This is a genomic window from Paenibacillus sp. FJAT-27812 (genome assembly GCF_001273905.1).
Taxonomy (GTDB): domain Bacteria; phylum Bacillota; class Bacilli; order Paenibacillales; family Paenibacillaceae; genus Pristimantibacillus.
Window position 1 is genome coordinate 2,400,628 of the sequence record NZ_LIGH01000001.1, and the last position, 22,177, is coordinate 2,422,804.

The 22,177-nt window shown below is 49.3% G+C and carries 19 protein-coding genes; 13 read left to right on the forward strand and 6 right to left on the reverse strand.

The genetic code is table 11. The features are described 5' to 3' along the window. Positions 1-104: 104 nt before the first annotated feature. Positions 105-680 (reverse strand): PadR family transcriptional regulator, encoded by a 576-nt coding sequence (locus ADU23_RS10320; protein WP_053373667.1) that lies wholly within the window; start codon positions 678-680, stop codon positions 105-107. Between the two features lie 190 nt (positions 681-870). On the opposite strand from ADU23_RS10320, the gene ADU23_RS10325 reads away from it, so the two are divergent. The 5 genes from ADU23_RS10325 (at position 871) to bcp (ending at position 6,351) form a co-directional block, all read left to right on the forward strand. Next, positions 871-2,430 carry a helix-turn-helix domain-containing protein gene (locus ADU23_RS10325; protein ID WP_053373668.1) on the forward strand — a complete coding sequence of 520 codons (1,560 nt, stop codon included), beginning with the start codon at positions 871-873 and terminating at the stop codon, positions 2,428-2,430. 134 nt (positions 2,431-2,564) lie between these two features. Then, on the forward strand, positions 2,565-3,896 hold the full coding sequence (locus tag ADU23_RS10330) for an ABC transporter substrate-binding protein (RefSeq protein ID WP_053373669.1): 1,332 nt from the start codon (positions 2,565-2,567) through the stop codon (positions 3,894-3,896). Positions 3,897-4,126: 230 nt separating this feature from the next. Next, entirely contained in the window at positions 4,127-5,185 is a 1,059-nt protein-coding gene (locus ADU23_RS10335; RefSeq protein ID WP_053373670.1) for an asparaginase, read from the forward strand. A gap of 1 nt (position 5,186) precedes the next feature. Continuing rightward, positions 5,187-5,867, forward strand: coding sequence for a VOC family protein (locus ADU23_RS10340; protein WP_053373671.1), 681 nt, complete (start codon positions 5,187-5,189; stop codon positions 5,865-5,867). 13 nt (positions 5,868-5,880) lie between these two features. Next, positions 5,881-6,351: a thioredoxin-dependent thiol peroxidase gene (bcp, locus tag ADU23_RS10345; protein ID WP_053373672.1), complete on the forward strand. Its 471-nt coding sequence runs from the start codon at positions 5,881-5,883 to the stop codon at positions 6,349-6,351. Between the two features lie 75 nt (positions 6,352-6,426). On the opposite strand, the gene ADU23_RS10350 is transcribed toward bcp, so the two are convergent. Continuing rightward, positions 6,427-8,289, reverse strand: coding sequence for an LTA synthase family protein (locus tag ADU23_RS10350; protein WP_053373673.1), 1,863 nt, complete (start codon positions 8,287-8,289; stop codon positions 6,427-6,429). A 341-nt stretch (positions 8,290-8,630) separates the two neighbouring features. Between ADU23_RS10350 and ADU23_RS10355 the strand changes: the two genes are divergently transcribed. Continuing rightward, positions 8,631-9,533: a M15 family metallopeptidase gene (locus ADU23_RS10355; protein ID WP_157265721.1), complete on the forward strand. Its 903-nt coding sequence runs from the start codon at positions 8,631-8,633 to the stop codon at positions 9,531-9,533. A 105-nt stretch (positions 9,534-9,638) separates the two neighbouring features. Here ADU23_RS10355 and ADU23_RS32065 read toward each other — a convergent pair whose 3' ends face one another. Beyond that, positions 9,639-9,794: a DUF1540 domain-containing protein gene (locus ADU23_RS32065; RefSeq protein WP_076266302.1), complete on the reverse strand. Its 156-nt coding sequence runs from the start codon at positions 9,792-9,794 to the stop codon at positions 9,639-9,641. A gap of 72 nt (positions 9,795-9,866) precedes the next feature. Here ADU23_RS32065 and ADU23_RS10360 point away from each other — a divergent pair, with 72 nt between their 5' ends. Then, positions 9,867-10,838 carry a nucleoside hydrolase gene (locus tag ADU23_RS10360; RefSeq protein ID WP_053373675.1) on the forward strand — a complete coding sequence of 324 codons (972 nt, stop codon included), beginning with the start codon at positions 9,867-9,869 and terminating at the stop codon, positions 10,836-10,838. 72 nt (positions 10,839-10,910) lie between these two features. Here the strand turns inward: ADU23_RS10360 and ADU23_RS10365 are convergent, their stop codons facing one another. Beyond that, positions 10,911-12,227: a deoxyguanosinetriphosphate triphosphohydrolase family protein gene (locus tag ADU23_RS10365; protein WP_053373676.1), complete on the reverse strand. Its 1,317-nt coding sequence runs from the start codon at positions 12,225-12,227 to the stop codon at positions 10,911-10,913. Between the two features lie 238 nt (positions 12,228-12,465). On the opposite strand from ADU23_RS10365, the gene cls reads away from it, so the two are divergent. From cls to ADU23_RS10390, 5 genes are all read left to right on the forward strand, one after another. After that, a complete protein-coding gene (gene cls / locus ADU23_RS10370) occupies positions 12,466-13,914 on the forward strand; it encodes a cardiolipin synthase (RefSeq protein WP_053373677.1) in 1,449 nt (482 codons plus the stop codon). A 569-nt stretch (positions 13,915-14,483) separates the two neighbouring features. Further along, positions 14,484-14,876 carry a Fur family transcriptional regulator gene (locus ADU23_RS10375; RefSeq protein WP_053373678.1) on the forward strand — a complete coding sequence of 131 codons (393 nt, stop codon included), beginning with the start codon at positions 14,484-14,486 and terminating at the stop codon, positions 14,874-14,876. Further along, positions 14,855-15,748, forward strand: a complete 894-nt coding sequence (locus tag ADU23_RS10380; RefSeq protein ID WP_053373679.1) for a winged helix-turn-helix transcriptional regulator — start codon at positions 14,855-14,857, stop codon at positions 15,746-15,748. The genes ADU23_RS10375 and ADU23_RS10380 overlap by 22 nt, the downstream gene beginning before the upstream one ends. Before the next feature lie 171 nt (positions 15,749-15,919). Further along, positions 15,920-17,374: a catalase gene (locus ADU23_RS10385; protein WP_053373680.1), complete on the forward strand. Its 1,455-nt coding sequence runs from the start codon at positions 15,920-15,922 to the stop codon at positions 17,372-17,374. 1,052 nt (positions 17,375-18,426) lie between these two features. Beyond that, positions 18,427-19,101, forward strand: coding sequence for a hypothetical protein (locus tag ADU23_RS10390; protein WP_053373681.1), 675 nt, complete (start codon positions 18,427-18,429; stop codon positions 19,099-19,101). A 29-nt stretch (positions 19,102-19,130) separates the two neighbouring features. On the opposite strand, the gene ADU23_RS10395 is transcribed toward ADU23_RS10390, so the two are convergent. Together ADU23_RS10395 and ADU23_RS10400 are read right to left on the reverse strand one after the other, a co-directional pair. Next, positions 19,131-19,652 carry a GNAT family N-acetyltransferase gene (locus ADU23_RS10395; protein WP_053373682.1) on the reverse strand — a complete coding sequence of 174 codons (522 nt, stop codon included), beginning with the start codon at positions 19,650-19,652 and terminating at the stop codon, positions 19,131-19,133. Between the two features lie 140 nt (positions 19,653-19,792). Continuing rightward, positions 19,793-21,025: an alpha-L-fucosidase gene (locus ADU23_RS10400; protein ID WP_053373683.1), complete on the reverse strand. Its 1,233-nt coding sequence runs from the start codon at positions 21,023-21,025 to the stop codon at positions 19,793-19,795. Between the two features lie 204 nt (positions 21,026-21,229). On the opposite strand from ADU23_RS10400, the gene ADU23_RS10405 reads away from it, so the two are divergent. Further along, the gene (locus ADU23_RS10405; RefSeq protein WP_053373684.1) at positions 21,230-22,054 is read left to right on the forward strand and encodes an AraC family transcriptional regulator; all 825 of its coding nucleotides are present in this window, start codon (positions 21,230-21,232) and stop codon (positions 22,052-22,054) included. Positions 22,055-22,177 lie beyond the last annotated feature (123 nt).

Below are 22,177 nucleotides of genomic sequence, written 5' to 3' on the forward strand. Positions count from 1 at the left end.
TTGATATAAAAAAAATGAGGGATCGCCTAAGTCTTATCAAAGACTTAAAAGGTGATCCCTTTTTGTATTCTTGCACGTATAACCTTACAGCGTCTATTTCATGTTCATTTAGAAGCAAGTATAACTTCACGTGCAGCCGCCGCCGCATCATGCTCGCGCGAAGCTAAAAAAGCTTTAAGCTGTTGATGCTGATCGTTTATCAGACGCTGCAGCCTCTCCTTGCGCTCCATGCTGGCGGACGCTTCCTGTTCGGCTTGTTTCACCAATCTAAGAAGATCATAGGATGCATGCGACAAGCCTAGCTTCATGCGAATTTTATCGTTTCGAAATGACTCTGCCTGAGGTGCGTAACGTTCATTCTCAGCAGCATCAGATTTCGTTTTATTAGAAAGCAGTTTTAAGGCGGTACGGCCTTGATCGGTAATGCGATATACTTTTTTACCGCCTTCCTCGTCCATTACCGCCGTAAAGCCGCGTCTTACAAGCATTTGCAGCGTTGGATAGATGGAGCCCGCGCTTGGGATATAGAGGCCGCCTGATTGCTCTTCCAGCGCCTTCATCATTTGATAGCCATGCATAGGCTCGCTCTCAAGCAGCGTGAGAAGGGCAAATTTGACACCGCCGCGGCTGAAATATCTTTTGCCGCTGCCACGGCGCTCATCATCGATCAATTGATCCATCTTTTGGGTCACCTCGGTCATTATCATAGAGTATGACGCTGGCTAGCTTATGTTAAGTGGCTAAGCTTTGCGTCTCGGTTCATTCATTTGCATGATTTAACAGCTGCTTTTCTCTCTAACAGCATTGACAATGATTATTATTATTATTTACAATTTATAAAATAATATGAAAAAAAGGATGTGAGCGAACATGTCGCAACAGCCGAATTCAGCAAATTACAGAATCATGACGTACGATAGCACGGAAGAAGTCAAGCTTTCGGCAGGCCAGCAGTTGCAGCTGCTGAATCGGCGGGAGCACTGCTTCGCTTTTGTGCTTCAGCAGAAAATAAAGGTTACGCTTGTGAAGAAGGAATCGCGCATCTCAAATAAAGCGGTTGGCGGGGAGCTGTTTCTCATTCCGCCGCATAGCGTCTGCACGCTGCATAATGCGGGGATTCAGCAAGCGGAGGTTGTCCTTATCCGCTTTCACTGCGAGCGCTCAGAGGAAGCGGAGGATGCTGCGGAGCTGCTTCCTTACAGAGACAGCAAGGGTCTGAAGCTGCTGAGAATGCCTCAAGCGCGCAGCTGGATTCAGGATTTTCAAAGCGACTGCGGCTTAAGCGATCCAGCGTTGTATTACCAGCTGCAGTCGCAGCTTTATGCAATGGCTGCCGCGCTGCTGCAAGCTGTGCAGCAGCCGAGAGAGACCGAGGCTGAACTGATCAGCTTCGTCGAGCAGACCAAGCAGTTCATGATCGAGCAGTTCAATCTTCCGCTCGACATGGAGGAGCTGGCTAGATCCTCTGGCGTTAGCGCAAGCCGGTTTTACCAAGCGTTTCGCAGCTATACGGGCTTAAGCCCGCTCAAATATATGACCAAGCTGAGGCTGGATGCTTCGATGCGCCTGCTCTCGGGCACAACCTCCTCGATCGTTGACATTGCCCATTCCGTTGGGTATCCGGACGAGTATTACTTTAGCAGGCTGTTCAAGAAGCAAATGGGGCTGGCGCCGACGGAATACGCTCAGCTAGCGAAAAAAAGGGTGGCGACGCTCGTATCGGTCTTTACCGGAGATTTGTCTGCCGTCGGCATGACGGCATGCGCATCTTTTATCAAGGTCGACAATCTACAGCGAGAGAAAGTGCTGCAGCAGCTGCGCGAGGCGGAGCCCGAGCTCATCCTTGCCGGACCGCTGGGCGAAGAGATGCACGCGGCATGCTCTGCTATTGCACCGGTATTGGTGCTGGAATGGAAGTCCTACTCTTGGAAGGAGCGGCTATTGGATATAAGCGAGGCGCTAGGCTTATCCTCGGTTGCGGAGCGGTGGCTCACCTATTATGAAATGAAGGTTCAAAATGCGAGAGTACAGCTCCAAAGCAGCTTGGGCGATGAGCCCATTCTGCTCGTGCATGCAGGGCAGAGCAGCTTTCGCATGTTCGGCCCGCGCCGGCGCAAGATGAAGGACTTCTTTTATGATGATTTGCAAATGGCTTCACCGAAGTCGGCGCATCAAATCGGCTTTCTGGATACGAACTCGCTTGATGAGATCGCTGAATTAGGCTGCAGCAGCGTCCTCTTTCTCGTACCGGCAGAGGCATCCCGCGCTTACTGCGACCAGCTGGAGGAAAGCTGGCGGCGCTTAAGACAAACGGATCAGAAGAGAAGATGCATCTTCATCGGCTATCATGATCGCTTGAATTATAATCCGACCGTACATGATAGTCTCATCGACGAAACGGTCCGGCATTTGCTAAGTTCCGCACAATAGCAGACTCATAGCCTAAGCAAGATTTTTTAGATAAAAATAGAACGAAATGGTTATCATTTAGGGAGCATGAAGCCGATAAATAAAGTAATGGCAATGAACCGTTAAGAGCCTTTACTTTGAATCGGGGGAATTTGATGAAACTCAAACTAATGGGAAAAGCATTATACCCGCTCTCGTTGATAATCATGGTCTCTTTTATAAGCGGCTGTATGCATACAGGTGGTAGGACAGATAAGAAGGAACCGACAGCCGCTCCTGATAAAGTGACTTTGAAGGTCGTGCAAAGCCTGACGACTCCGCAGCGGACAGCGCAGCTTAGGAAATTAATCGAACATTTCGAATCGGTAAACCCTAACATAAGCATTGAGCTGGTTTCGCCGGATTACGAGACGGCTGACGAGAAAATTTTGGATATGCTGGAAAATAAGCGGCAGGTCGACATCGTGGAGGTTCGAGATATTACGGTGCATGAATATGCCTCCCATGATCTTCTTGCAAGCCTGGAGAATTACATTGCTACGTGGAGCAACTATATGCATCTTAGTGAGAATGCCAGGTTGATGGCTAGGGATTTCGACAATATTACTTACTTTATTCCGAGCAGCCTTTTTCAGGTGCAGCTTTACTATCGCAAGGATTGGTTTGATGCGAAAGCGCTTCAGGTGCCGGAAACGTGGGAACAGCTCTTTTTTGTCGGCAAGCAGCTGACGAAACCGGAAATCCAGCAATACGGCTTTGCCTTTCGAGGCGGCTTAGGCGCAGCAAGCATGCTGTCGAGCATCATACAGGATTATAACGGCGACAAGGTCGACGCCAACGATTCCATGTTCAATACGGACGGATCAACGATCTTTACTGGCGAGCGTGCGGCCGAGGCGCTTGAGCTGTACCGCAAGATTTATGTAGAGACTGCGCATCCGACATCGATAGATTGGGGCTTTAAGGAGCAGGTTGAAGCGTTTGTGGATGGCAAGGCCGCGATGCTTATTCAGGATTCTGACGTCATCGCCACGATTCAAGAGAAGCTGAAGGAAGGCGAATGGGCTACAGCGCCTTTGCCTACGGGCCCGCAGGACGTTTCGCATTATAATGTTGGTGCGGCCGGCTGGGGCATTGCGAAGCAATCCGGCCATAAGGATGAGGCGTGGGCATTCATTTCTTACCTGTCGTCGCAGGACAATAATCGTGCCTTCACCGATTCAACAGGAGTCGTATCGATATATAATGACGACTACGATGTGGAGAAGTATTCGACCGGACCTTATGCGCCGTATATGCTGATGGAGAACAACCCCATTCGTTTCCGGGGCGTCAAAAGGCCAAGCCAATATACGAGATACAGCGAATATTATCAAATGTGCACGAAAGCAGGACGCCAATTTCTGCAGGAAAGCATATCGGCTAAGACGCTGCTGAAGCAGTTCGACGACTTCTGGCTGAGGCAAAGAGATGCAGCGGGCAAATAAGGATGAGGAGGATGCGGCAAGGCGATGGATTAGCCTTGAAGCATCCTCCTCTTGTCTATGCGTATGTGCATGAGGCGCTTCGCGGGTTTCGTATGAAGCGGGCGCCGAGGGGTAACCTGTTAAGAACGGCTTGACGTCTTGACCTGATGCAGCGCCGCATATACGATAATAGCAATCATGAAATGATTATCGCAGATGTAGCGACAGCTATATAGCAAGGAGGAACAGTAGTGAAGCAATTGTTAGTCGTATTTACAGGAGGAACGATCGGAAGTTTAAAACAAGGAGAGGGCATTGATGTAAATCAATCAGGCTCTTATATGCTTATTGATGTATACAGCAACAGCTCTGAGAAGAGAGACGATGTAGCGCTGCATGCGGTGCAGCCGCTTAATCTGCTGAGCGAGAATATGACGACGGATGATTGGATTACGCTGGCTGAAGCGATTCGGGGCATGGATCTATCGCAATATGAAGGCCTAGTTATTACGCATGGCTCGGATACGCTGGCGTATAGCGCTGCTTTGATCAGTTATTTGTTTGCCGATTCGAATATTCCAATCGTGCTGACCGCAAGCAATTACCCGCTTGCGGATGAGCGCAGCAACGGCCGCCGCAACTTTGCGAATGCCATTGATTTTATCGCGGATGCGCAGCTTCCTGGCGTGTTTGTCGTGTATGAGGATGACAAAGGGGTGCCGCTTGTTTATCTCGGAACGAGAATTACGCAGGCGATATCTTTTACCGATCAATTTGGAAGTCCTTACGGCATCCCTTACGGGGCGATGGCAGGCCGAGTGTTCAACTGGCTTGAGCATGATCGCAACCCGAAGCCCGAATCGCTGCGCCTTGCACAGGCAGCATCATATAACTGGGAGCCAAAGGCGCTGCGCCTTGAGCATGGCATCGTCTATATTAGGCCTTATCCCGGCTTGAATTATTCTTATTATGATTTCTCGTCGAATCAGCCGAAGGCAGTGCTCCATGATCTGCATCATTCCGGCACGGCGAGCGCGATCGAGGAAGGCCCGCATTCGCTTGTGCAGTTTATCGAACGCTGCAAGGAGCAAGGCATCGATGTCTACATATGTCCGATAAGAAACCGATCGGATGCGCTTTATTCATCATCACTGCGGCTTATTGAAGCGGGGGCAATCGTCATTGAGAAGCTGTCTGTTGAAGCAGCACTGACCAAACTCATGCTGGCATATGGATTATATGAGGATAAAGAAGAGGCCAAAGCATTTGTAACGCAAACCACTTTGTATTATGAACATAACGAGGTGTAAAATGATTATTGAAAAGCTAGCGCTAGTAACCGCAAACTCGGCAAGCCTTCAGCCTTTCTACAGCGACATTCTTGGATTTCCGGTTATTCGCTCCGAACAAGGCAGCTTCACGGTACAGGCTGGCTGGAGCGAGCTAACCTTTCAGGAGAGAAGCGATGAAGCTGATGGGGAGCATTACTATCACTTCGCTTTTACGATCCCGGAGAACAAGCTGCCGGAAGCGAAAGCTTGGATCGAGGCGAGGGTTCCGATAGGTACGGAGGCAGGCGAGGATGTGTCATACAGCGAATCATGGAACTCGCATTCTGTTTATTTTGAGGACCCCGCGGGTAATATTTTGGAGCTGATCGCTCGCCATACGATGGACAATAGCGTAGAGCGGCCGTTCGACCCGAAAGAGGATATCATTTGCATTAGCGAGATTGGCGTTCCAACTGCCGATATTCCGGCTGCGGTAGAGCATTTGGCGAAGCTTGGCCTGATGTCTTATAAAACGACCAATGGAAGCTTTAATCCGATCGGTGACGATAACGGCTTGTTATTGGTCGTATCGACGGGAAGAAGATGGCATTTCACGAACAAAACGGCTGAGAGCTTCCCGGTGCGAGTCCACATACGCGAGGCGGGCGGGCTGTCTTTCAGCAGCAATGAGCATGGCTTGACGATTGAAAATATAAATTAGAGTAGCATGTGCAATGGGAGAGCAATTGAAAACGGGTGACATCGTTCCAAATTTCAAGCTGCACGCATCAAACGGCAAAGATGTAGAGCTGGCGGATTATGCGGGCAAGAAGCTCGTTATTTATTTTTATCCAAGGGATATGACGCCTGGCTGCACGACCGAATCCTGCGACTTCCGCGACTTTAACGGTGAGTTTGGTACAAATAACGCTGCGGTTATCGGCATCAGCCCGGATGATCTGGCATCCCATGAGGAATTCGTGAGCAAGCATGAGCTGCCGTTTTTGCTGCTGTCGGATACGGAGCATACGGTGTCCGAGCTGTTTGGCGTTTGGAAGCTGCGGAGCTGGAACGGCGAGGAGTTCATGGGTATCGAGCGCTCAACCTTCCTGCTGGACGAGCAGGGCAAGCTTGTGAAGGAATGGCGCAGCGTCAGCGTAGACGGGCATGTCAAGGAAGTGCTTGAGGCTGTAAAAAGCATCTAAACTATTTTGAACGAAAAAAAAAGGCTCACCTTGAAGCAGCTTATCGCGCTTCGAAGTGAGCCTTTTGTGTGTTCTTTAGTTTTTCTTCCAGCTAGGCAATTGGCTTACGTAGCTGTCGGAGAGGTTGAGCAGCTCGAGTGCACGCTGGTACTCATCCTCTGTTGCTTCCTGCTCCTTGATGCCATCACCCGCGAGCGAGTAATGCTTGCCATCCTCGTAGCCGCTTCCCGACATGAACAGCTCTTTGCTGCTTAAGAATGAGCCTGTTGGGAGATAATAACGCTGTGGAAGCACGTTATAGGACTGATTGAACAAATCTTGCCCGAAGTGGATATGATCATCCAAGGAAATGCCGAGCATGTTCGCAATCGTTGGCAAAACGTCCACCTGACCGCCAAGCTGATCGAATACTTTTCCTTCGGTTAAGCCTGTTGATGCAACAACAAGCGGGATATTGATCATATCGGTGTAGCTGTATTCATGGCCGTAAATTTCAGCCATAAGCGCTTTGTCGTCACGGTCCAGCGAGTAAATCGGAAGGCCGAGATGGTCGCCATAGAGCAAAATCAAGCTGTTATCCCAAATGCCGCGTTCCTTCAAATCGGCAATGAACTTGCCAAGCGCGAAGTCGGCATAGTTTTGAGCACGGATATAATCGCCTACGAAGGTGTTCTCATAACGCTCTGGGAGCGTCATTTTGTATTTGTCCGCAGGTATCGTAAACGGGTGATGCGATGTCATCGAGATGACGTGCGAGTAGAACGGCTTGCCGTTTTGGCTCATGCGTTCCATCTCAGCTGCTGTTTTCTTGTAGAGCTGCTCGTCGGAGGCGCCGAAGAACACCGTATCTTCATTGCCAAAAAACTTCTGATCATAATAACGGTCGAAACCAAGCGCCTTGTAAAGCTCGCCCCGGTTCCAGAACTCAACGACGTTCGTATGGAATGTGGTCGTATCATAGCCATTCGCCTTAAGCAGCTTCGGCAAGCTTGGAAGCTCTTTGTCCGCGTAGATCATCGTTGCCGCGCCGCGAGGCGGGATGTAGAACGACGTATTGACGACAAATTCAGCATCGGATGTATTGCCTTGGCCGACCTGCTGGTAGAAATGTTTGAAATAGTAGTTTTCATTCACGAGCTTGTTGATGTTCGGCGTAATCTCTTTCCCGTCGATTTTAAGGTTGACGAGGAAGTTTTGGAACGACTCCATTTGAATGATAATGACGTTTTTGCCAGCCGCTGTCTTCCATAAAAACGGAGCCGCCGGCTTCTCGATTTTTTTGACGCTATCGATTTTAGTTTGAGTAATATGGTTTGGATCAACGAAATCAATATCTTTGTTCGAGAAAATCATATAAGCCTCGTAGTTAAGAATACCCATTTGCTCCGCTTTGACAATCTCATTCATGCTGGCGCGGTTTGGCAAAATGTTGAATAAGCAAAGCGCGATCGAAATGGTAAACAGCGCAACGACTAGGCGTTTGCTCTCTTTGCGGGAGCTTGCTTTCTTCCAATTGACGGCCTTCTTGCGGCGAAACAGCAATACTGCCATGATAATAATGTCGATAAAGATAAGCAGGTAGTATGGATCCATTAGCGAGAATACGCTGTTTTTGACCGCTGTTACCTGATTCACCTGTTCTAGCGCGAGATAAGTCACGATAACGCCGTAATACTTATAGTACATGATGACGGCGAATAGAATAAGGGTCATTAATAGGTTCGCAATCAAATAGTAGATAAGCTTGCGTTTGGATGCAAAATATTCAATGAGACAGTAAACGATAAGCACAAACGGAATTTCTTTTAAAATCGTAGTCCAGGAAAACCCATCCTCGAAAATCACCATCCAAGCCAGGTAGCTCTTAAGCAGCATGATAAACGAGAAAAACAGGATGGGACGAGTGCTTAGCAGTCGTTTTGGAGTTAAAAATGTCATATAACCGCCTACCTTTCACAGCAAAAACAGGCCGTCTCTCCGAGGCAGCCAGCCCGCTCATAATAATATATATGCGTTCTGTAAATTCTTATCCCATTATGCTCCTAATTATAGTCGAATGTCAAAAGGCAAAAGGCTCCTCCATGCCCAGTCTTATAATTGTCTAATTAGCAGTACATACATGTTTTTGTTCTATTTCTATTACGTTACATGATTACCATGCTATTAGATTGAAACATTACCGCCATTTTAGTAGTCTATTAGTTAGTTGCTATTGGACAAAGCATGAATACGAGTATAATTACATGAAATATATGTAAAATATATGCTGGAGGCAAATGATGAAAAAAAGAAGAGGAAGGCTGCTGTTGTTCGTTATGGTATGCGCGGCTATGGTCATTGGTTACTCTTTTCTAAAGACGGGCGATTCGGCAACGATACCGACTAAGCAGGCGGCTGGCGATGGTTCGGTTGAAAGCGGCGGGGAAGTGTCGGGAGATGCCGGAGCAGCGGATCCAAATGGCGGTGCGCCGGGCAAGACTGAGACACCGGCAGATGGAAATGCGGGAACTGGAGGCAATGGCCAGGCGACGGATAAACCGAGCGGAGAGTCTGGTGGCGGACAAGCTGAGCAGACCGAGGATGGAATGGCGGTCATTGCACAACCTGCAGAAATAGCTGTGCTCGTGAATAAACAGCACAAGCTGCCAGAGGAATATAACCCTTCGGACTTAGTGTTTCCAGACGTTCGGTTTATATTTTCAGAGAAGATAGAAAAGCGCAAAATGCGGCAAGAAGCGGCGACGGCGCTGGAGAATATGTTTAAAGCTGCCGAGAATGACAGCATCCAGCTGGCAGGCGTATCTGCTTACCGCTCGCACAGCACGCAAAAAACGTTGTTTGAGCGTTACGTGAAGAGAGACGGCCTAGAGAAGGCAAGAACGTACAGCGCATTTCCTGGCACAAGCGAGCATGAGACAGGCCTTGCCATCGATGTTTCCGGCAGCGACGGCAAATGTGCCGCGGCTGATTGCTTTGCGGATACGAAGGAAGCGGCTTGGCTTAAGAAGCATGCCCATGAATACGGATTTATTATCCGCTACCCGGAGGGCAAGGAAGAGATTACGGGTTATCAATACGAGCCATGGCATATCCGTTACGTAGGCAAGGATACGGCAGCTAAGATCGCTGAGAGCGGCGAGACGCTTGAGGAGTATATGGATGCGGTACCCGTTGCCAAATAAAAAAAGCAATAGCAGCAGCGCAAGGCTCAAGCGGCAACTGACTTCGTCACAGGAAGTTCACTCGCACATAGCGCTTGCGCTGCTTTCTATTGATAAAGCCCTTCGTTAGATCTTTGCTTCAAAGGTTTTGCAATCTGTTTCTTCGGAGTTGCTGGCTTGCTTGCCGCGATTGCTAACAACATAAATAGATGAGGCGCCGCAGTGATTTCCTGCTGCCCAGAACTTGCATGAATTCACTTCGCATAACACATCCTTAGCCATTGACAATTCACCTCCTTATTTATAGGATGGACAAACGATATATCGTTTTATACTCAGGAAGGACGGATTGATATGGGAACTAAACTTTATTTTAATCACGATGCCGGTGTTGATGACTTGGTATCTTTGTTTCTTTTGCTGCAAATGAAGGACGTTGAGCTTATTGGCGTATCGGTTATTCCCGCTGACGGTTATTTGGAGCCGGGCGAGAAGGCGAGCCGCAAAATCATCGACCGTTTCGGCAAACCGGCGAAAACGGAGACGATCGAGGTCGCAAGATCAAATTCGCGCGGCGTCAATCCGTTCCCGGCTGAATGGCGGATGCATACGTTTTTTGTAGATGCGCTGCCTATACTTAATGAATCAGGCACGATCCGCACGAAGGTTGCCGCGCTGCCTGCCCATCAGCATATGATCGAGCAGCTGCGCCGCTCTGACGAGAAGGTGACGCTGCTATTTACAGGGCCGCTGACTGATTTGGCGAGAGCTTTGGATGAAGCGCCGGACGTGGAAGCGAAGATCGAGAAGCTTGTCTGGATGGGCGGCACGTTTAATGAAAAGGGCAACGTCCAAGAGCCTGAGCATGACGGCACCGCAGAATGGAACGCCTTCTGGGACCCAGAGGCTGTGCACCGCGTATGGGCAAGCAGCATTCCGATTTTGCTTGTCGCGCTTGAGAGCACGAATAAGGTTCCCCTCACGATGGACGTTCGCAATCGCTGGGCTTCGCTGCGCAAGCACGAAGGTCTCGACTTTGTTGGGCAATGTTATGCGGCATGCCCTCCGCTTGTTTATATGGAAACGAATTCGACCTACTACTTATGGGATGTGCTTACGACGGCTGTCGTCGGAAACCCGGGGCTCGTGGAAATCAAGACGGTGCAGAGCGGCGTTATCAAGGATGGACCTAGCCAAGGCCGTACGGTAGAGCGTGCCGATGGTCGCCCCGTAAGCCTTGTTTATGACGTTGATCCCGTTCGTTTCTTTGATTACATTACAGACCTATCCGCGAGCGCGGTAAGCGCGAATGCGGGACAAGGCTAGAAGCTACAATTACTTAAAAAAAGCGCAGCCCTCGAATGAGATCATCTCATTCGGAGCTGCGCTTTGTTATGGTTAATCCATTTCGTATATGGAACCGGATTTGCTGGCATAAAGCTCGGCGTAAACCTTCTCCGCGTAGGCATCGGTCATGCCTGAGATATAATCCGCGACAAAGCGCGGCCAGCTCCACTTGTTCTTATGGATCTCATAATTCTCGATCCAGTCAGGCGGGATGATGAGGCGGCCGGAGTCGGGCACCTTAAAGCTGTCCCACAGCCTGCGGACCATGATCTCGCTGCGCATTTGCAGCCGCTGAACGCGGAAATCTTTGATGAGCGTCACCCAAGCGAGCTTCTTCAGTATTTCCATCGTGCGCAGCAATTCGATATCCTGCTGCCCGTTGTTGACGAACGTAACCTTCTTCCAGCCGCGTGACGTGTCGTCAATGATGCCGACCTTGCCTGCGAACAAGCTGACCCAGCGCGCCTTCATTTCCCTTCTCGTGCGGGAAGGCTCGCGCTCGCAGCTCACGTACAGTGATTCCCATTGCTCGAAATAAGAGACGAGCACACGTTTGACCATGGCGGGAATATCGACCTCTCCCCAGCCGATGCCGTTATTGACCTTGTCCTCTACAATTTCTTGTACGACATGGTCAATGAGCCTGCTGTCCTCAAAGAAGGTGCGGTTCATATGAATTTTGCCGGCACGAATGCCGTCCTCGATATCATGCGTCGAATAAGCGATGTCATCGCATAGGTCCATAAGCTGGGCTTCCAGCGTCGAACAGCCGATTGGCATCTTCCATGACAGGCGGATTTGTTCAATCTCTCCCCATTCGGAGCTGTACAAGCCCTTTAGCCGACCAGGCTCGTCAAGGCTAAACGGATATTTGTTAATGGCGAGCAGCACGGCAGCGGTCAGATCAAGGCCGCTGCCGCTTCCGGCGCGTTTCTCCAGAAACATCAGTATGCGAAAGTTCTGGGCATTGCCCTCATAGGGAATGCCGTATTCCGCCATGAGCAGATGATTCAGCACTTCCTCGCCTTTATGCCCAAACGGCGGATGGCCGAGATCATGGGCAAGCGCAGCAATTTCTACGACCGCCGGATCCAAAATAAGTCCCGGATGCTCCTTGCGCGATAGAAATGCGTATTGCTTATTAAGCCTGCGCGCGACTTCGCGAGCAATCTGGGACACTTCAAGCGAATGGGTTAATCTTGTCCTATAATAGTCGCCCGTGCCGGCGCCGAATACTTGCGATTTGCCTTGCAGGCGGCGGAAGGCAGGGGATTGAATGAGCCTTGCATAATCCCGTTCATATTCATCGCGCTCCTCGCTATAGGTGCCGAGAGCTTTCTCGTCTAATCTAAATTTGCGTATGTCCATTGCAGTTCCTCCAGTACCACTTCTGCGGGGTCTTATTGTTTTATAAAAAAGAAATGGAGTCTACCGTTTCAGCCTTGAATTTTTGGCTTATTGTTAAGAAAGGCGAATCTTTCTTCTTCATAATGAATAGTATGGCGTTTCTGCTTGAATTGTAGCATATAATGAAGCTTGAACATACACCGTCCTTGGAGTATGATCGCATTAGCTTTTACATTAGATTGAGGTGCTTATTATACGGATGGCCATTATGCAAAACGCATACGCGATTATTATGATTCTTAACATTTTTTTGGCGGTTACCGTCATTTTTCTCGAAAGGCGCAATGCGAGTACGACATGGGCTTGGCTGATGGTGCTTTTCTTTATACCGGTTATCGGGTTTGTCATGTACTTAATTTTGGGGCAGAAGGTACGCAAAAGGAAGCTGTATAAGCTGCTAGGCGACAGCCAGCGCATTATCGAGCACACGATCGAGAGGCAGATGCGCCAGCTTCGCGACGGTGAAATCTCTTTTCATGATCCGGCGATGCATAGTTATCAGGATATGATTTATATGAACCTGAAAACGAGCTATGCGGTGTTTACGAGCAACAATGCGGTGGATATCTTCACCGAGGGCAATCAGAAGTTCGACGCTCTGCTTCAGGATATTGCAGCCGCTAAACATCATATCCATCTCGTATACTATATTGTCCGTGACGACGAGCTTGGCAGAAGGCTGGTGAAGGCGCTCGCAGCGAAGGCGGCAGAGGGTGTTGAGGTTAAGTTTTTGTACGATCATATTGGAAGCTCCAGCTTGCCGAAGCGGTACTTTCATGAGTTAATCGCGGCAGGGGGCCAAGAGGCGGCATTTTTCCCTTCGAGAATTCCTTATTTGAACTTGAAAATCAATTACCGCAATCATCGCAAGCTCGTAATCATTGACGGTCAAGTCGGATATATCGGCGGATTTAACATCGGAGACGAATATTTGGGGCTGGATAAGCATTTCGGCGAGTGGAGAGATACGCATTTGAGGGTGCAGGGCAATGCGGTGCTTCAAATGCAGGCCCAGTTTTTGATGGATTGGAATCTGGCGGCATCCGGCAAAATTTTGCTGAACGAGCTGTATTTTCCGATTGTGAGCGATGATCTTGGCACGATTGGCATGCAGTTGGTCGCTAGCGGCCCGGATACCGAGTATCAGCAAATTAAGGATGCGTATATCAAAATGATTTATGCGGCCAAAAAGACCATTTGCCTGCAAACGCCTTATTTTGTGCCGGATGAAAGCTTAATGACAGCGCTGAAGATCGCGTCCTTGTCCGGAGTTGATGTACGTATCATGCTGCCGAGCAAACCGGATCATTTTTTCGTATACTGGGCGACTCATTCCTATTTGGGCGAGCTTATTGCCGGAGGGGTCAAATGTTATTTGTACGAGAAAGGGTTCCTTCATGCGAAAACGCTCGTTATCGATGGCAAGGTCGCTTCCGTCGGTACAGCCAATCTCGATATTCGCAGCTTCAAGCTGAATTTTGAGATGAACGCGTTTATCTATGATACGCAGACATCGGCTAAGCTGCAACAGATCTTTGAGACTGATATGGAAAATTGTACGAAGCTGACGGCTGAGGTTTATGGCAAACGTCCGCTCATGAACCGTTTCAAGGAGTCGATCTCAAGGCTGCTCAGTCCGATCCTATAGACAGACGTAAGAAGGGCTTCTGCTTATCTAAGATAACCAGAAGCCCTTCACCTGCTTGGCAGACTACTATTCAATTTATTCAAACGCTCCAATCCGCTTCTTCCTTAATCTTCTTTGTCCTTTCGAATTTGTTACAAACCTTATCGACTTCGATCCTATCCTTCTTGACCTCGATCAACATCCTTTCGATTTGTTTCAAATCCTTTCCTTCCATAAGTACCTGTCATCCAAATGGTCGTTTACAAATCGTTCGCTTTTGTCCCCGCATGTCCTTTTATTTCCTTCGGTACTCCTTCCCGAGTTAATGAGACATGCTTCGCTAACCTACTTCAATGGGCTATCCCCTCTCGTTTAAGATAGGCTTAGTATACACCTTTATTAGAATTTTGTAAATATTCAGATTATTCTTTTCGACAAAAAATTTGCAGCGTTTTCAAAGTTGCTTGGTTTGACGTAGAAGTGTGTTTAAGGGATGTGGATCGGCTCACGGATAGGCTGACGAGGTTGACCATTTGATTGCATGAATTTATACTTAGTCTAAAGTCATTAATAGAAGGATTGATGTTCATATGAACAAAATTAACTTAACGATACAGCGTAAAGCGATATTAGAAGTCGTGCAGCATGCGGTTGACCACCCGACGGCGGCGGATGTCATTGACCGTTTGCGCGCCAAAGGCTTCAACTTCGCCTATGGCACGGTATACAACTCACTGAGGTATTTGACGGATGCGGGCCTCATTAGAGAGCTGAAGCTGGGTGAGGCGGTCAGCCGTTATGATGCCCGCACTGACGAGCACCAGCATATCGTGTGCACGGTCTGCGGCCGCGTGGATGAGGTGCTTACCGAATTGCCGAACGTATGGCTCCAGCAGGTAGCTTCGGAGACGAAATATAAAATCGAGCACGCTCAGGTCGTATTAGAGGGGGTTTGTGAATCATGCGCGACGAAGCAATCATAATGGATGAGGAAGCAAGGATTAGGTTGGCTTCCTTAGAGCAAAGCGAAGCAGAAATCAGGATAGACGAGTCATCCATGAAAGCCGAAAGCTCTTTAAATCAGGATGAGGCAGCAAGCTTGTCGGAGGAAGAGCTGCTTCAAAACGGGATGCTTTGCTCGCTTACCCAGAGGGTCATGATTATTAGTCCGATGCCTGAACGGGTCAAAAGCTTGCTGGTCGCGCTGTCTTCCGAGTGCTTTGACGTGTTTTCGCTGCATGATTTCAACAAAAGCATGCTGCAAAGCCTGCAGCCGGAGCTGCTCGTCTATGATGCGATCCCGGTTGTCCATGCTTCTGGCGGCAATACGCTGCAAGCGGGGGCCGAATTGCTGGAATCTGCCGAAATGCACGCGGTGCCCGTCCTTATTTTGCTGGATCAGAAGTCGTATGATACGCGCGGCACCTTCGCACTGGGGACGGCGGAGCTGCTTGTGTGGCCGGCTAAACCGGAGCAAGCGGTCAAGCAAATCAATCGCATGCTGCTGAATCGTCCGACCGGCGCTGCCAAAGTGCCAGCGGAAGACATTCGATCGTTCAAAGATATTGAGATCGATCTGAAGAAAATGACGGTGGACCGCGCCGGGCAGCGCATCGATCTGACGAAGACGGAATATGATTTGCTGCTGCATTTCATATCCTCGGATGGTTCCGTCCTGACGCGGGAGTCTTTGCTCGATACGGTATGGGGCTTGCAATTTTATGGCGGCAGCAACTTGGTTGACGCTCATATTAAGAGCTTGCGCAAGAAGCTCAAAGACAGCGCAGTAGCGCCTAAATATATTGTAACAGTTCGGGGCGTGGGTTATCGGCTTGCGGATATTCGGGACCGTTAAGCATTAGCAGCTCCTTCCTCTGGCTAGATGCACGTGGAGTTAGCTTCCTTTTCACGAAACGTTCATCGTTCATTCATGGTGTTTTCATGACAGCCCTGCACCTATTCGATATGATTAGTTTAAAGATTTAGATCAAGTCTAAATATATAAACTAATCGATGAGGTGCTAATATGGAAAACTACCTAACGACTAATCTAGGAACGCCTGTAGGCGATAATCAAAACTCACGCACGGCAGGGCAGCGAGGCCCCGCATTATTGGAGGATTACCATCTGCTTGAGAAGCTTGCGCATTTTGACCGGGAGCGCATTCCGGAGCGTGTCGTCCATGCACGGGGCGCGGGCGCTCACGGCGTGTTCCGTACAGAGGCCAGCATGAAGGGGCATACGAAGGCTCATTTCATGCAGGAGGCTGGGGCGGAAACGCCTGTATTCGTACGGTTTTCGACCGTTATCAATGGAACAGGCTCGCCGGAGACGGCGCGCGATCCGCGGGGTTTTGCGGTTAAATTTTATACGCAGGAAGGCAATTATGATATCGTAGGCAACCATTTGCCTGTATTTTTCATCCGTGACGCGATGAAGTTTCCGGATATGGTGCATTCCTTGAAGCCGGCGCCAAATACGAATATTCAAGATCCTGCGCGCTACTGGGACTTCATGACGCTATCGCCCGAATCCACTCATATGCTGACCTGGCTGTTCTCGGATGATGGCACGCCTGCCACTTACCGCGAAATGGACGGCTTCGGCGTACATGCCTTCAAATGGATCAATGACGCCGGCAAGCAGACTTACGTCAAATATCATTGGAAATCGCTGCAGGGCGTGCGCAACTTTACGGCGGCGGAAGCAAGCGAGATGCAAGGCAAAGATTTTAACCATGCGACACGTGACTTGCATGATGCGATCGAGCTTGGCAACTTCCCGGAGTGGGAGCTTCATGTGCAACTGATGCCGGTTGACCATGTGGAGCGTTACGCGTTTGATCCGCTTGATCCAACGAAGGTATGGCCGGAGGACATGTACCCGTTGCAAAAGGTAGGGACGATGACGTTAAACCGCAATCCGGTTAACTATTTCGCAGAGGTGGAGCAGTCGGCGTTTTCTCCTGGCGCGTTAGTTCCCGGCATCGAGCCGTCGGAGGACAAGCTGCTGCAGGGCCGTTTGTTCTCCTATCCGGACACGCAGCGTTACCGCTTAGGCGCAAACTACCTGCATATCCCGGTTAATTGCCCATATGCTCCCGTTCGCAACCATCAACGTGATGGCGCAATGACGATGCAAGCTAACCCATCACCGGTTAATTACGAGCCTAACAGCTCGCCCGAGAGCCCGAAAGAAGCACCGGCTTATGCTGATTCTTATGCTCCCCTTCAAGGCTCGGCAGGCCGTCAAAGAATCGACAAAACCGACGATTTCACCCAGGCAGGCGAGCGATTCCGTTCTTTGCCGGAGGAGCAGCAGGCGAATCTAATCGCCAACGTGGTTGGCGAGCTGGAGCAGACGAACGACGACATCCGTCTACGCGCCATCTGCAACTTTTTCCGTGCCGACCGGACATTTGGCATGAAGCTGTCGCAAGCGCTCGGCGTAGATATAAGCAAGTTTATCCCGAGGGGATAAGAAGAGAGGGAGGCATAGGGCCTCCCTTTGTGCTGTGGACAGTTGGGGCAGGCTCGGCGGGAATGTATTTACGGGAAAAGCTCCTGCTAATTGTGAGCAGGGGAGCCGTTATCGGACCTTTAACAGGAGAAACTCCCGTTAATTTCTCGGAATAGGCCGCTGCGCGGGTGATTTCTGAAAATTAGCTGGAGAAATTCCAGTTAAGTGCGTTTTTTCGCGAAAATATGATGATTTAGCAGGAGGAATTCCTGTTAAATCATATTGGCGAAGTGGGCTTGATTCCGATCAAATGGCACCAACACAAACCACGCGTCCGCTGCTTGCTGTTTGACAGTAATATTAATTAGTTGAGTGGCTCTGCGTGGGCGGGATGAGGCTGGTATGAGGTGAAGTTGCTATGTTTGATGGGAGTTATAGCTTGCTAAATGGCACCTAAATGCGGCGTATATGCTGATTGGTGTTTGAAGTAATATTAGTTTTTTGAGCGGCTTTGCGCTGGCGGGTATGATGCCGGTATGAGGTGAAGTTGCTATGTTTGATGGGAATTTTAGTATGCTAATGGAACCTAAATGCGCTAGTAATGGACTTGGAAGAGACATGCTGCTAGTTATTGGGTTTTTTAGCGAGTTAGGGACGGTGGCGTTGGTTACGGCTGAAATTAGCTGGAAAACCTCCTGCTAATTGTGAGCAGGGGAGCCCTTAAAAAACCTTTAACAGGAGAAACTCCCGTTAATTTCTCGGAATAGGCCGCTGCGAGGGTGATTTCTGAAAATTAGCTGGAGAAATTCCAGTTAAGTCCCTTTTTCCGCGAAAATATGATGATTTAGCAGGAGGAATTCCTGTTAAATCATTAGAGCCAAGATGCCGCTGCAGCATCCCGCTGAAGCGCTGGGCTGATTCCCTTAAAGTGCCGTGAATCCCGGGAAAAATGGGACTAGCCATTTCATTCCAATTATTTTATAATCAGAGGCAAGAGACGAAGAACGTCCCGTTAACACTCGAAAGTGAGTGGCAGCGGGGCGTTTTCTATTTTCCAGAGAGGATGGATGAAAATGGGCAATGAAGAGGCGTTTCGTTCCTTTATTCAGGATCATATCGACAAAAGGTCGGGAGAACGACGCGGGAGGCTGGAACGAGGATATGGACACGCAGAATCTTTGTTTTTGCGTAACGTATGGTGGCCGCTTCGTGGTGACTTTCAGCATTTGCATCCTGAGTACGAGGTGCTCGACTGGCGGGGGAGGCCATACTTTGCCGATTTCGCTTGGCTTCCGGGTAGGGTAAAGCTTATTTTTGAAATCAAGGGTTATGCTTCGCATGTACGCGATATGGATCGGCAAAAATATTGCAATGAGCTGAACCGCGAAGCGTTCCTTCACGCGATGGGCTACCACGTAATCTCATTCGCCTACGATGATGCAGAGAGAAATCCCGCGCTTTGCATGTCGATGCTACGCATGGTGATAGGCAGGCATCAATCCAGCCAGTCGCCAATCACTCGCGTCATGCTTTCCGAGAAAGAAGTTATTCGGCTCGCGATTCAGCAAGCGGAGCCCATTCGACCAAAGGATGTGGAGAAGCATTTTGAGATCGATCACAAAACGGCGGTTAACCTTTTGCGAAAGCTATGCGCCAAAGGCTGGCTGCTGCCCTCATATCGCGGCAATAGAGAGCGAATCGTCCGATACGAGCTTGCCCATGATTTCTTTCGTAACTTAGAGGACTAGAAGGACCCCCCTTCCGTCTCCATGCTCCATTAGCCAATCCAAAATCGCTTAATCACATTGCCGTTTTCTTCAACGAACGAGGTATCCTCCACGCCGCCATTGCGCAAAATCGTTCTCTCCGACGGCACATTGCTTTCGTCGCATACGACAAGTGCTTTGTGGACGCCTAGCTTCCGCGCTTCCTCTAATGCTAGTGCCAATAGCTTCGTGGCGTAGCCTTTGCGTCTCTCGGAAGGACGGATGCCGTAACCAATATGACCGCCGCAATTCATCAGCTTCTCGGTAAGCCCATGTCGAATGTTCACCGCTCCGACGATCCGTTTGTTTTCAGTAACAAGCCAAAAGGTAGAGTCCGGCACCCACCCTTCGGGCAAATGCTCGCCTTTCTCGTTAGCCAGCAAAGACTGCACCATGCCCTGAAAGTCGGCCGGGTCCAAGCTGACCACCCATGGCACGATATCTTCTTTGCTCTCGATCCATTCCTGATAAAAGTGCAAGTAGGCGTCTTTTAATGCTAAGGTCGGTTTTACCAATGAGACACTCGCTGCCATTAAATCCTCACCTTTCTTGAATGAATATCTATCCATGATGCTTTTCTGTATTATACCGATTTATAGCCGCTTCACAGTGCTCAATCAAAAAAAAGCCCATTTCAATCGATAAAATCGAAAGAAACGGACTGCTCATAAAATCAACAATAATAACCGGCAAAGCTCCGTATTAATGCTTCGTCCACGCTAGAGGTAATTCGCAGCCGCAGCTCTTTGGTGTGAACCGTGTCAAAGCGGTCGATCTTTTTGTGGCCGATCGCGCTTCCTCTGGCCAGCTCCACCCACTCCCCTTGCTGCTCCGCCTCGAGCACGTAAGAGCGGATGCGCTCGCCGTGGGCGATGTCTTCCATCAAAATTACGTGATTGACGTCGGCAGCCGAGCCAAACGATAGAAGTACCGAATTTCCCTCGCCCTCGGTTTGGGCAATGGGGCTGGAGAATCTACGCTGAATTTCCTCCATAAGCTCAAGCAGCCGGTTAACGTCAGCCTCTGGCAGGAGTCCACGGTTATCGGGAGCCAGATTCAGCAGGAGCGTACAGCCATGTCCGACAGAGCGATAATAGATATCGAGCAGGTTGTCCAGCGAGCGAAGCGTGTGCTCGTCATTCGGATGCCAGAACCAGCGCTCCTTGCGGATCGGCACATCGCATTCGGCAGGCACCCATGGCGGAGTTTCCGGCAGCCAAGTCGCCATATCGTCCGTGTACATGCTCAGCTTGGCTGAATCTGTCGTGTTCCAGCAAGGATAAGGAGCAACGCCGTCCTCATTGCCTACCCAGCGAATGGTTGGCACCCCCATATTGAATACCATCGCATCCGGCTGGTATTGGTTCACGATTCCAATGATGCGTCTCCAATCGTATTCTCTGCCATGCGATCCGGCTCCGTCGAACCAGACCTCGACAAGCGGTCCGTACTCGGTTAGAAGCTCCGTAAGCTGCGCGGCGTAAAAGTCGTCATAAGCCGCTTTGTCTGAATAACAAGGCTCATGCCGATCCCAAGGCGACAAATACAAGCCAAAGCGGATGCCTTCTTCCTTGCAAGCGTCAGCAACCTCGCGAACCACATCGCCTTGCCCATTTTTCCAAGGACTCGATTTTACGGAATAATCAGTTGTCTTTGTCGGCCATAAACAGAAGCCGTCATGATGCTTGGCCGTTAATACAAAGTAAGCGAACCCCGCTTGTTTGGCTGTGCGGACCCATTGCCGGGCGTCAAGCTGCGTCGGGTTGAACAGCTCCGGCGAGTCATTGCCTTCTCCCCACTCCTGATCGCAAAACGTATTCATCCCAAAGTGGCAAAACATTCCGATTTCCATGTCCTGCCACATGAGCTGCTGTTTCGTTGGCTTAGCTAGTTCTGTTTGTTTCATTGCCATAATCCCCTTTCGAGTCATGTGTTGTGTATGATTCCTTGTAATAATGTTCATTTACCGTGTTGTGTTCTCTCATCCATGCGCTGTCCTGCACCTGTTGTTCCTACATTGTAAGATGCGGAACCGGGGAAATGAATGTATAATAATATGAGGTTTTTGCACAATAGTAAGCTATCTTCATGAATAAGGATGTGTGGCAGGATGAATTTGGCTCGCACGTATTTATCGAATACGCAGATCCACATGACGACAGGCGCTCTGACGAGAGTTCGTCCTGACTGGGGCGGCGTCAATACCATTCAAGGAGAAAATGCACTCTATTATTTTCTGGATGGAGAAGGCCGGCTGAAAATAAATAATATGGAATATTACCCCGTTCCGGGTGATCTATTTCTAGTGCCGGCAGGCACGCGTATTTCTTGCTCCACGGAGGAGAAGAATCCTTTTTTCAAATATTGGTGCCATTTTACCGCGACCGTCGGGGAAAATAATTTGTTCGATTTGCTGATCGCGCCTCATAACATCGCCCTAAGAAATGACGAATCGGTCAAAAATCAATTTCAAGAGCTGATTGACCAGCATGAGAGCGATGAGCTGGCAGCGCCTTTTATCGTCAAGTCGATTTTGTTTCATATGATGTCAAGATTCATTGAACGATCAACGGCAGATCCGCTGCAAACCGCATCGATTCCGTCCGTTCATAAGCTGTATATCGTGCTGCAATATATCGAAAAACATCTAACCGAGCAAATAACAGTCGAAACGTTGTCCCAGCTTGTCCACTTTCACCCGAAATATTTTTTGCACTATTTCAAATCGATGCTTGGAGTCTCGCCTATCGTCTATATCAACAAGAAGCGAATGCAAAAGGCAAGCGCTTTGCTGCTTCATTCGGAGAAAACAATCGCCGAAATTGCCGAGCAATTGGGCATGCAGACTCCGTATTTATCCCGTATGTTTAAAAGGTTTACAGGCTTTTCGCCGAATGAATTCAGGCAGCAGCATCGGTTGAATCAGCGCATATAAGCGTAAGATTGTAAAGGCGTTTCACAGTGCCGCAATGCGGCCCGCGGAGCGTCTTTTTTCGAATTCAAGCTTCCTAAATCTATATACTTAAATTCCTATTGGTTTTATCTGAATAACTATTGA

Excerpts from the sequence above, each read along its gene's own strand:
- ADU23_RS10320 (WP_053373667.1), bottom strand. The coding sequence starts at position 680 with ATGGATCAATTGATCGATGATGAGCGCCGTGGCAGCGGCAAAAGATAT.
- ADU23_RS10325 (WP_053373668.1), top strand. The coding sequence starts at position 871 with ATGTCGCAACAGCCGAATTCAGCAAATTACAGAATCATGACGTACGAT.
- ADU23_RS10330 (WP_053373669.1), top strand. The coding sequence starts at position 2,565 with ATGAAACTCAAACTAATGGGAAAAGCATTATACCCGCTCTCGTTGATA.
- ADU23_RS10340 (WP_053373671.1), top strand. The coding sequence starts at position 5,187 with ATGATTATTGAAAAGCTAGCGCTAGTAACCGCAAACTCGGCAAGCCTT.
- bcp (WP_053373672.1), top strand. The coding sequence starts at position 5,881 with ATGGGAGAGCAATTGAAAACGGGTGACATCGTTCCAAATTTCAAGCTG.
- ADU23_RS10350 (WP_053373673.1), bottom strand. The coding sequence starts at position 8,289 with ATGACATTTTTAACTCCAAAACGACTGCTAAGCACTCGTCCCATCCTG.
- ADU23_RS10355 (WP_157265721.1), top strand. The coding sequence starts at position 8,631 with ATGAAAAAAAGAAGAGGAAGGCTGCTGTTGTTCGTTATGGTATGCGCG.
- ADU23_RS32065 (WP_076266302.1), bottom strand. The coding sequence starts at position 9,794 with ATGGCTAAGGATGTGTTATGCGAAGTGAATTCATGCAAGTTCTGGGCA.
- ADU23_RS10360 (WP_053373675.1), top strand. The coding sequence starts at position 9,867 with ATGGGAACTAAACTTTATTTTAATCACGATGCCGGTGTTGATGACTTG.
- ADU23_RS10365 (WP_053373676.1), bottom strand. The coding sequence starts at position 12,227 with ATGGACATACGCAAATTTAGATTAGACGAGAAAGCTCTCGGCACCTAT.
- cls (WP_053373677.1), top strand. The coding sequence starts at position 12,466 with ATGGCCATTATGCAAAACGCATACGCGATTATTATGATTCTTAACATT.
- ADU23_RS10375 (WP_053373678.1), top strand. The coding sequence starts at position 14,484 with ATGAACAAAATTAACTTAACGATACAGCGTAAAGCGATATTAGAAGTC.
- ADU23_RS10380 (WP_053373679.1), top strand. The coding sequence starts at position 14,855 with ATGCGCGACGAAGCAATCATAATGGATGAGGAAGCAAGGATTAGGTTG.
- ADU23_RS10385 (WP_053373680.1), top strand. The coding sequence starts at position 15,920 with ATGGAAAACTACCTAACGACTAATCTAGGAACGCCTGTAGGCGATAAT.
- ADU23_RS10390 (WP_053373681.1), top strand. The coding sequence starts at position 18,427 with ATGGGCAATGAAGAGGCGTTTCGTTCCTTTATTCAGGATCATATCGAC.
- ADU23_RS10395 (WP_053373682.1), bottom strand. The coding sequence starts at position 19,652 with ATGGCAGCGAGTGTCTCATTGGTAAAACCGACCTTAGCATTAAAAGAC.
- ADU23_RS10400 (WP_053373683.1), bottom strand. The coding sequence starts at position 21,025 with ATGAAACAAACAGAACTAGCTAAGCCAACGAAACAGCAGCTCATGTGG.
- ADU23_RS10405 (WP_053373684.1), top strand. The coding sequence starts at position 21,230 with ATGAATTTGGCTCGCACGTATTTATCGAATACGCAGATCCACATGACG.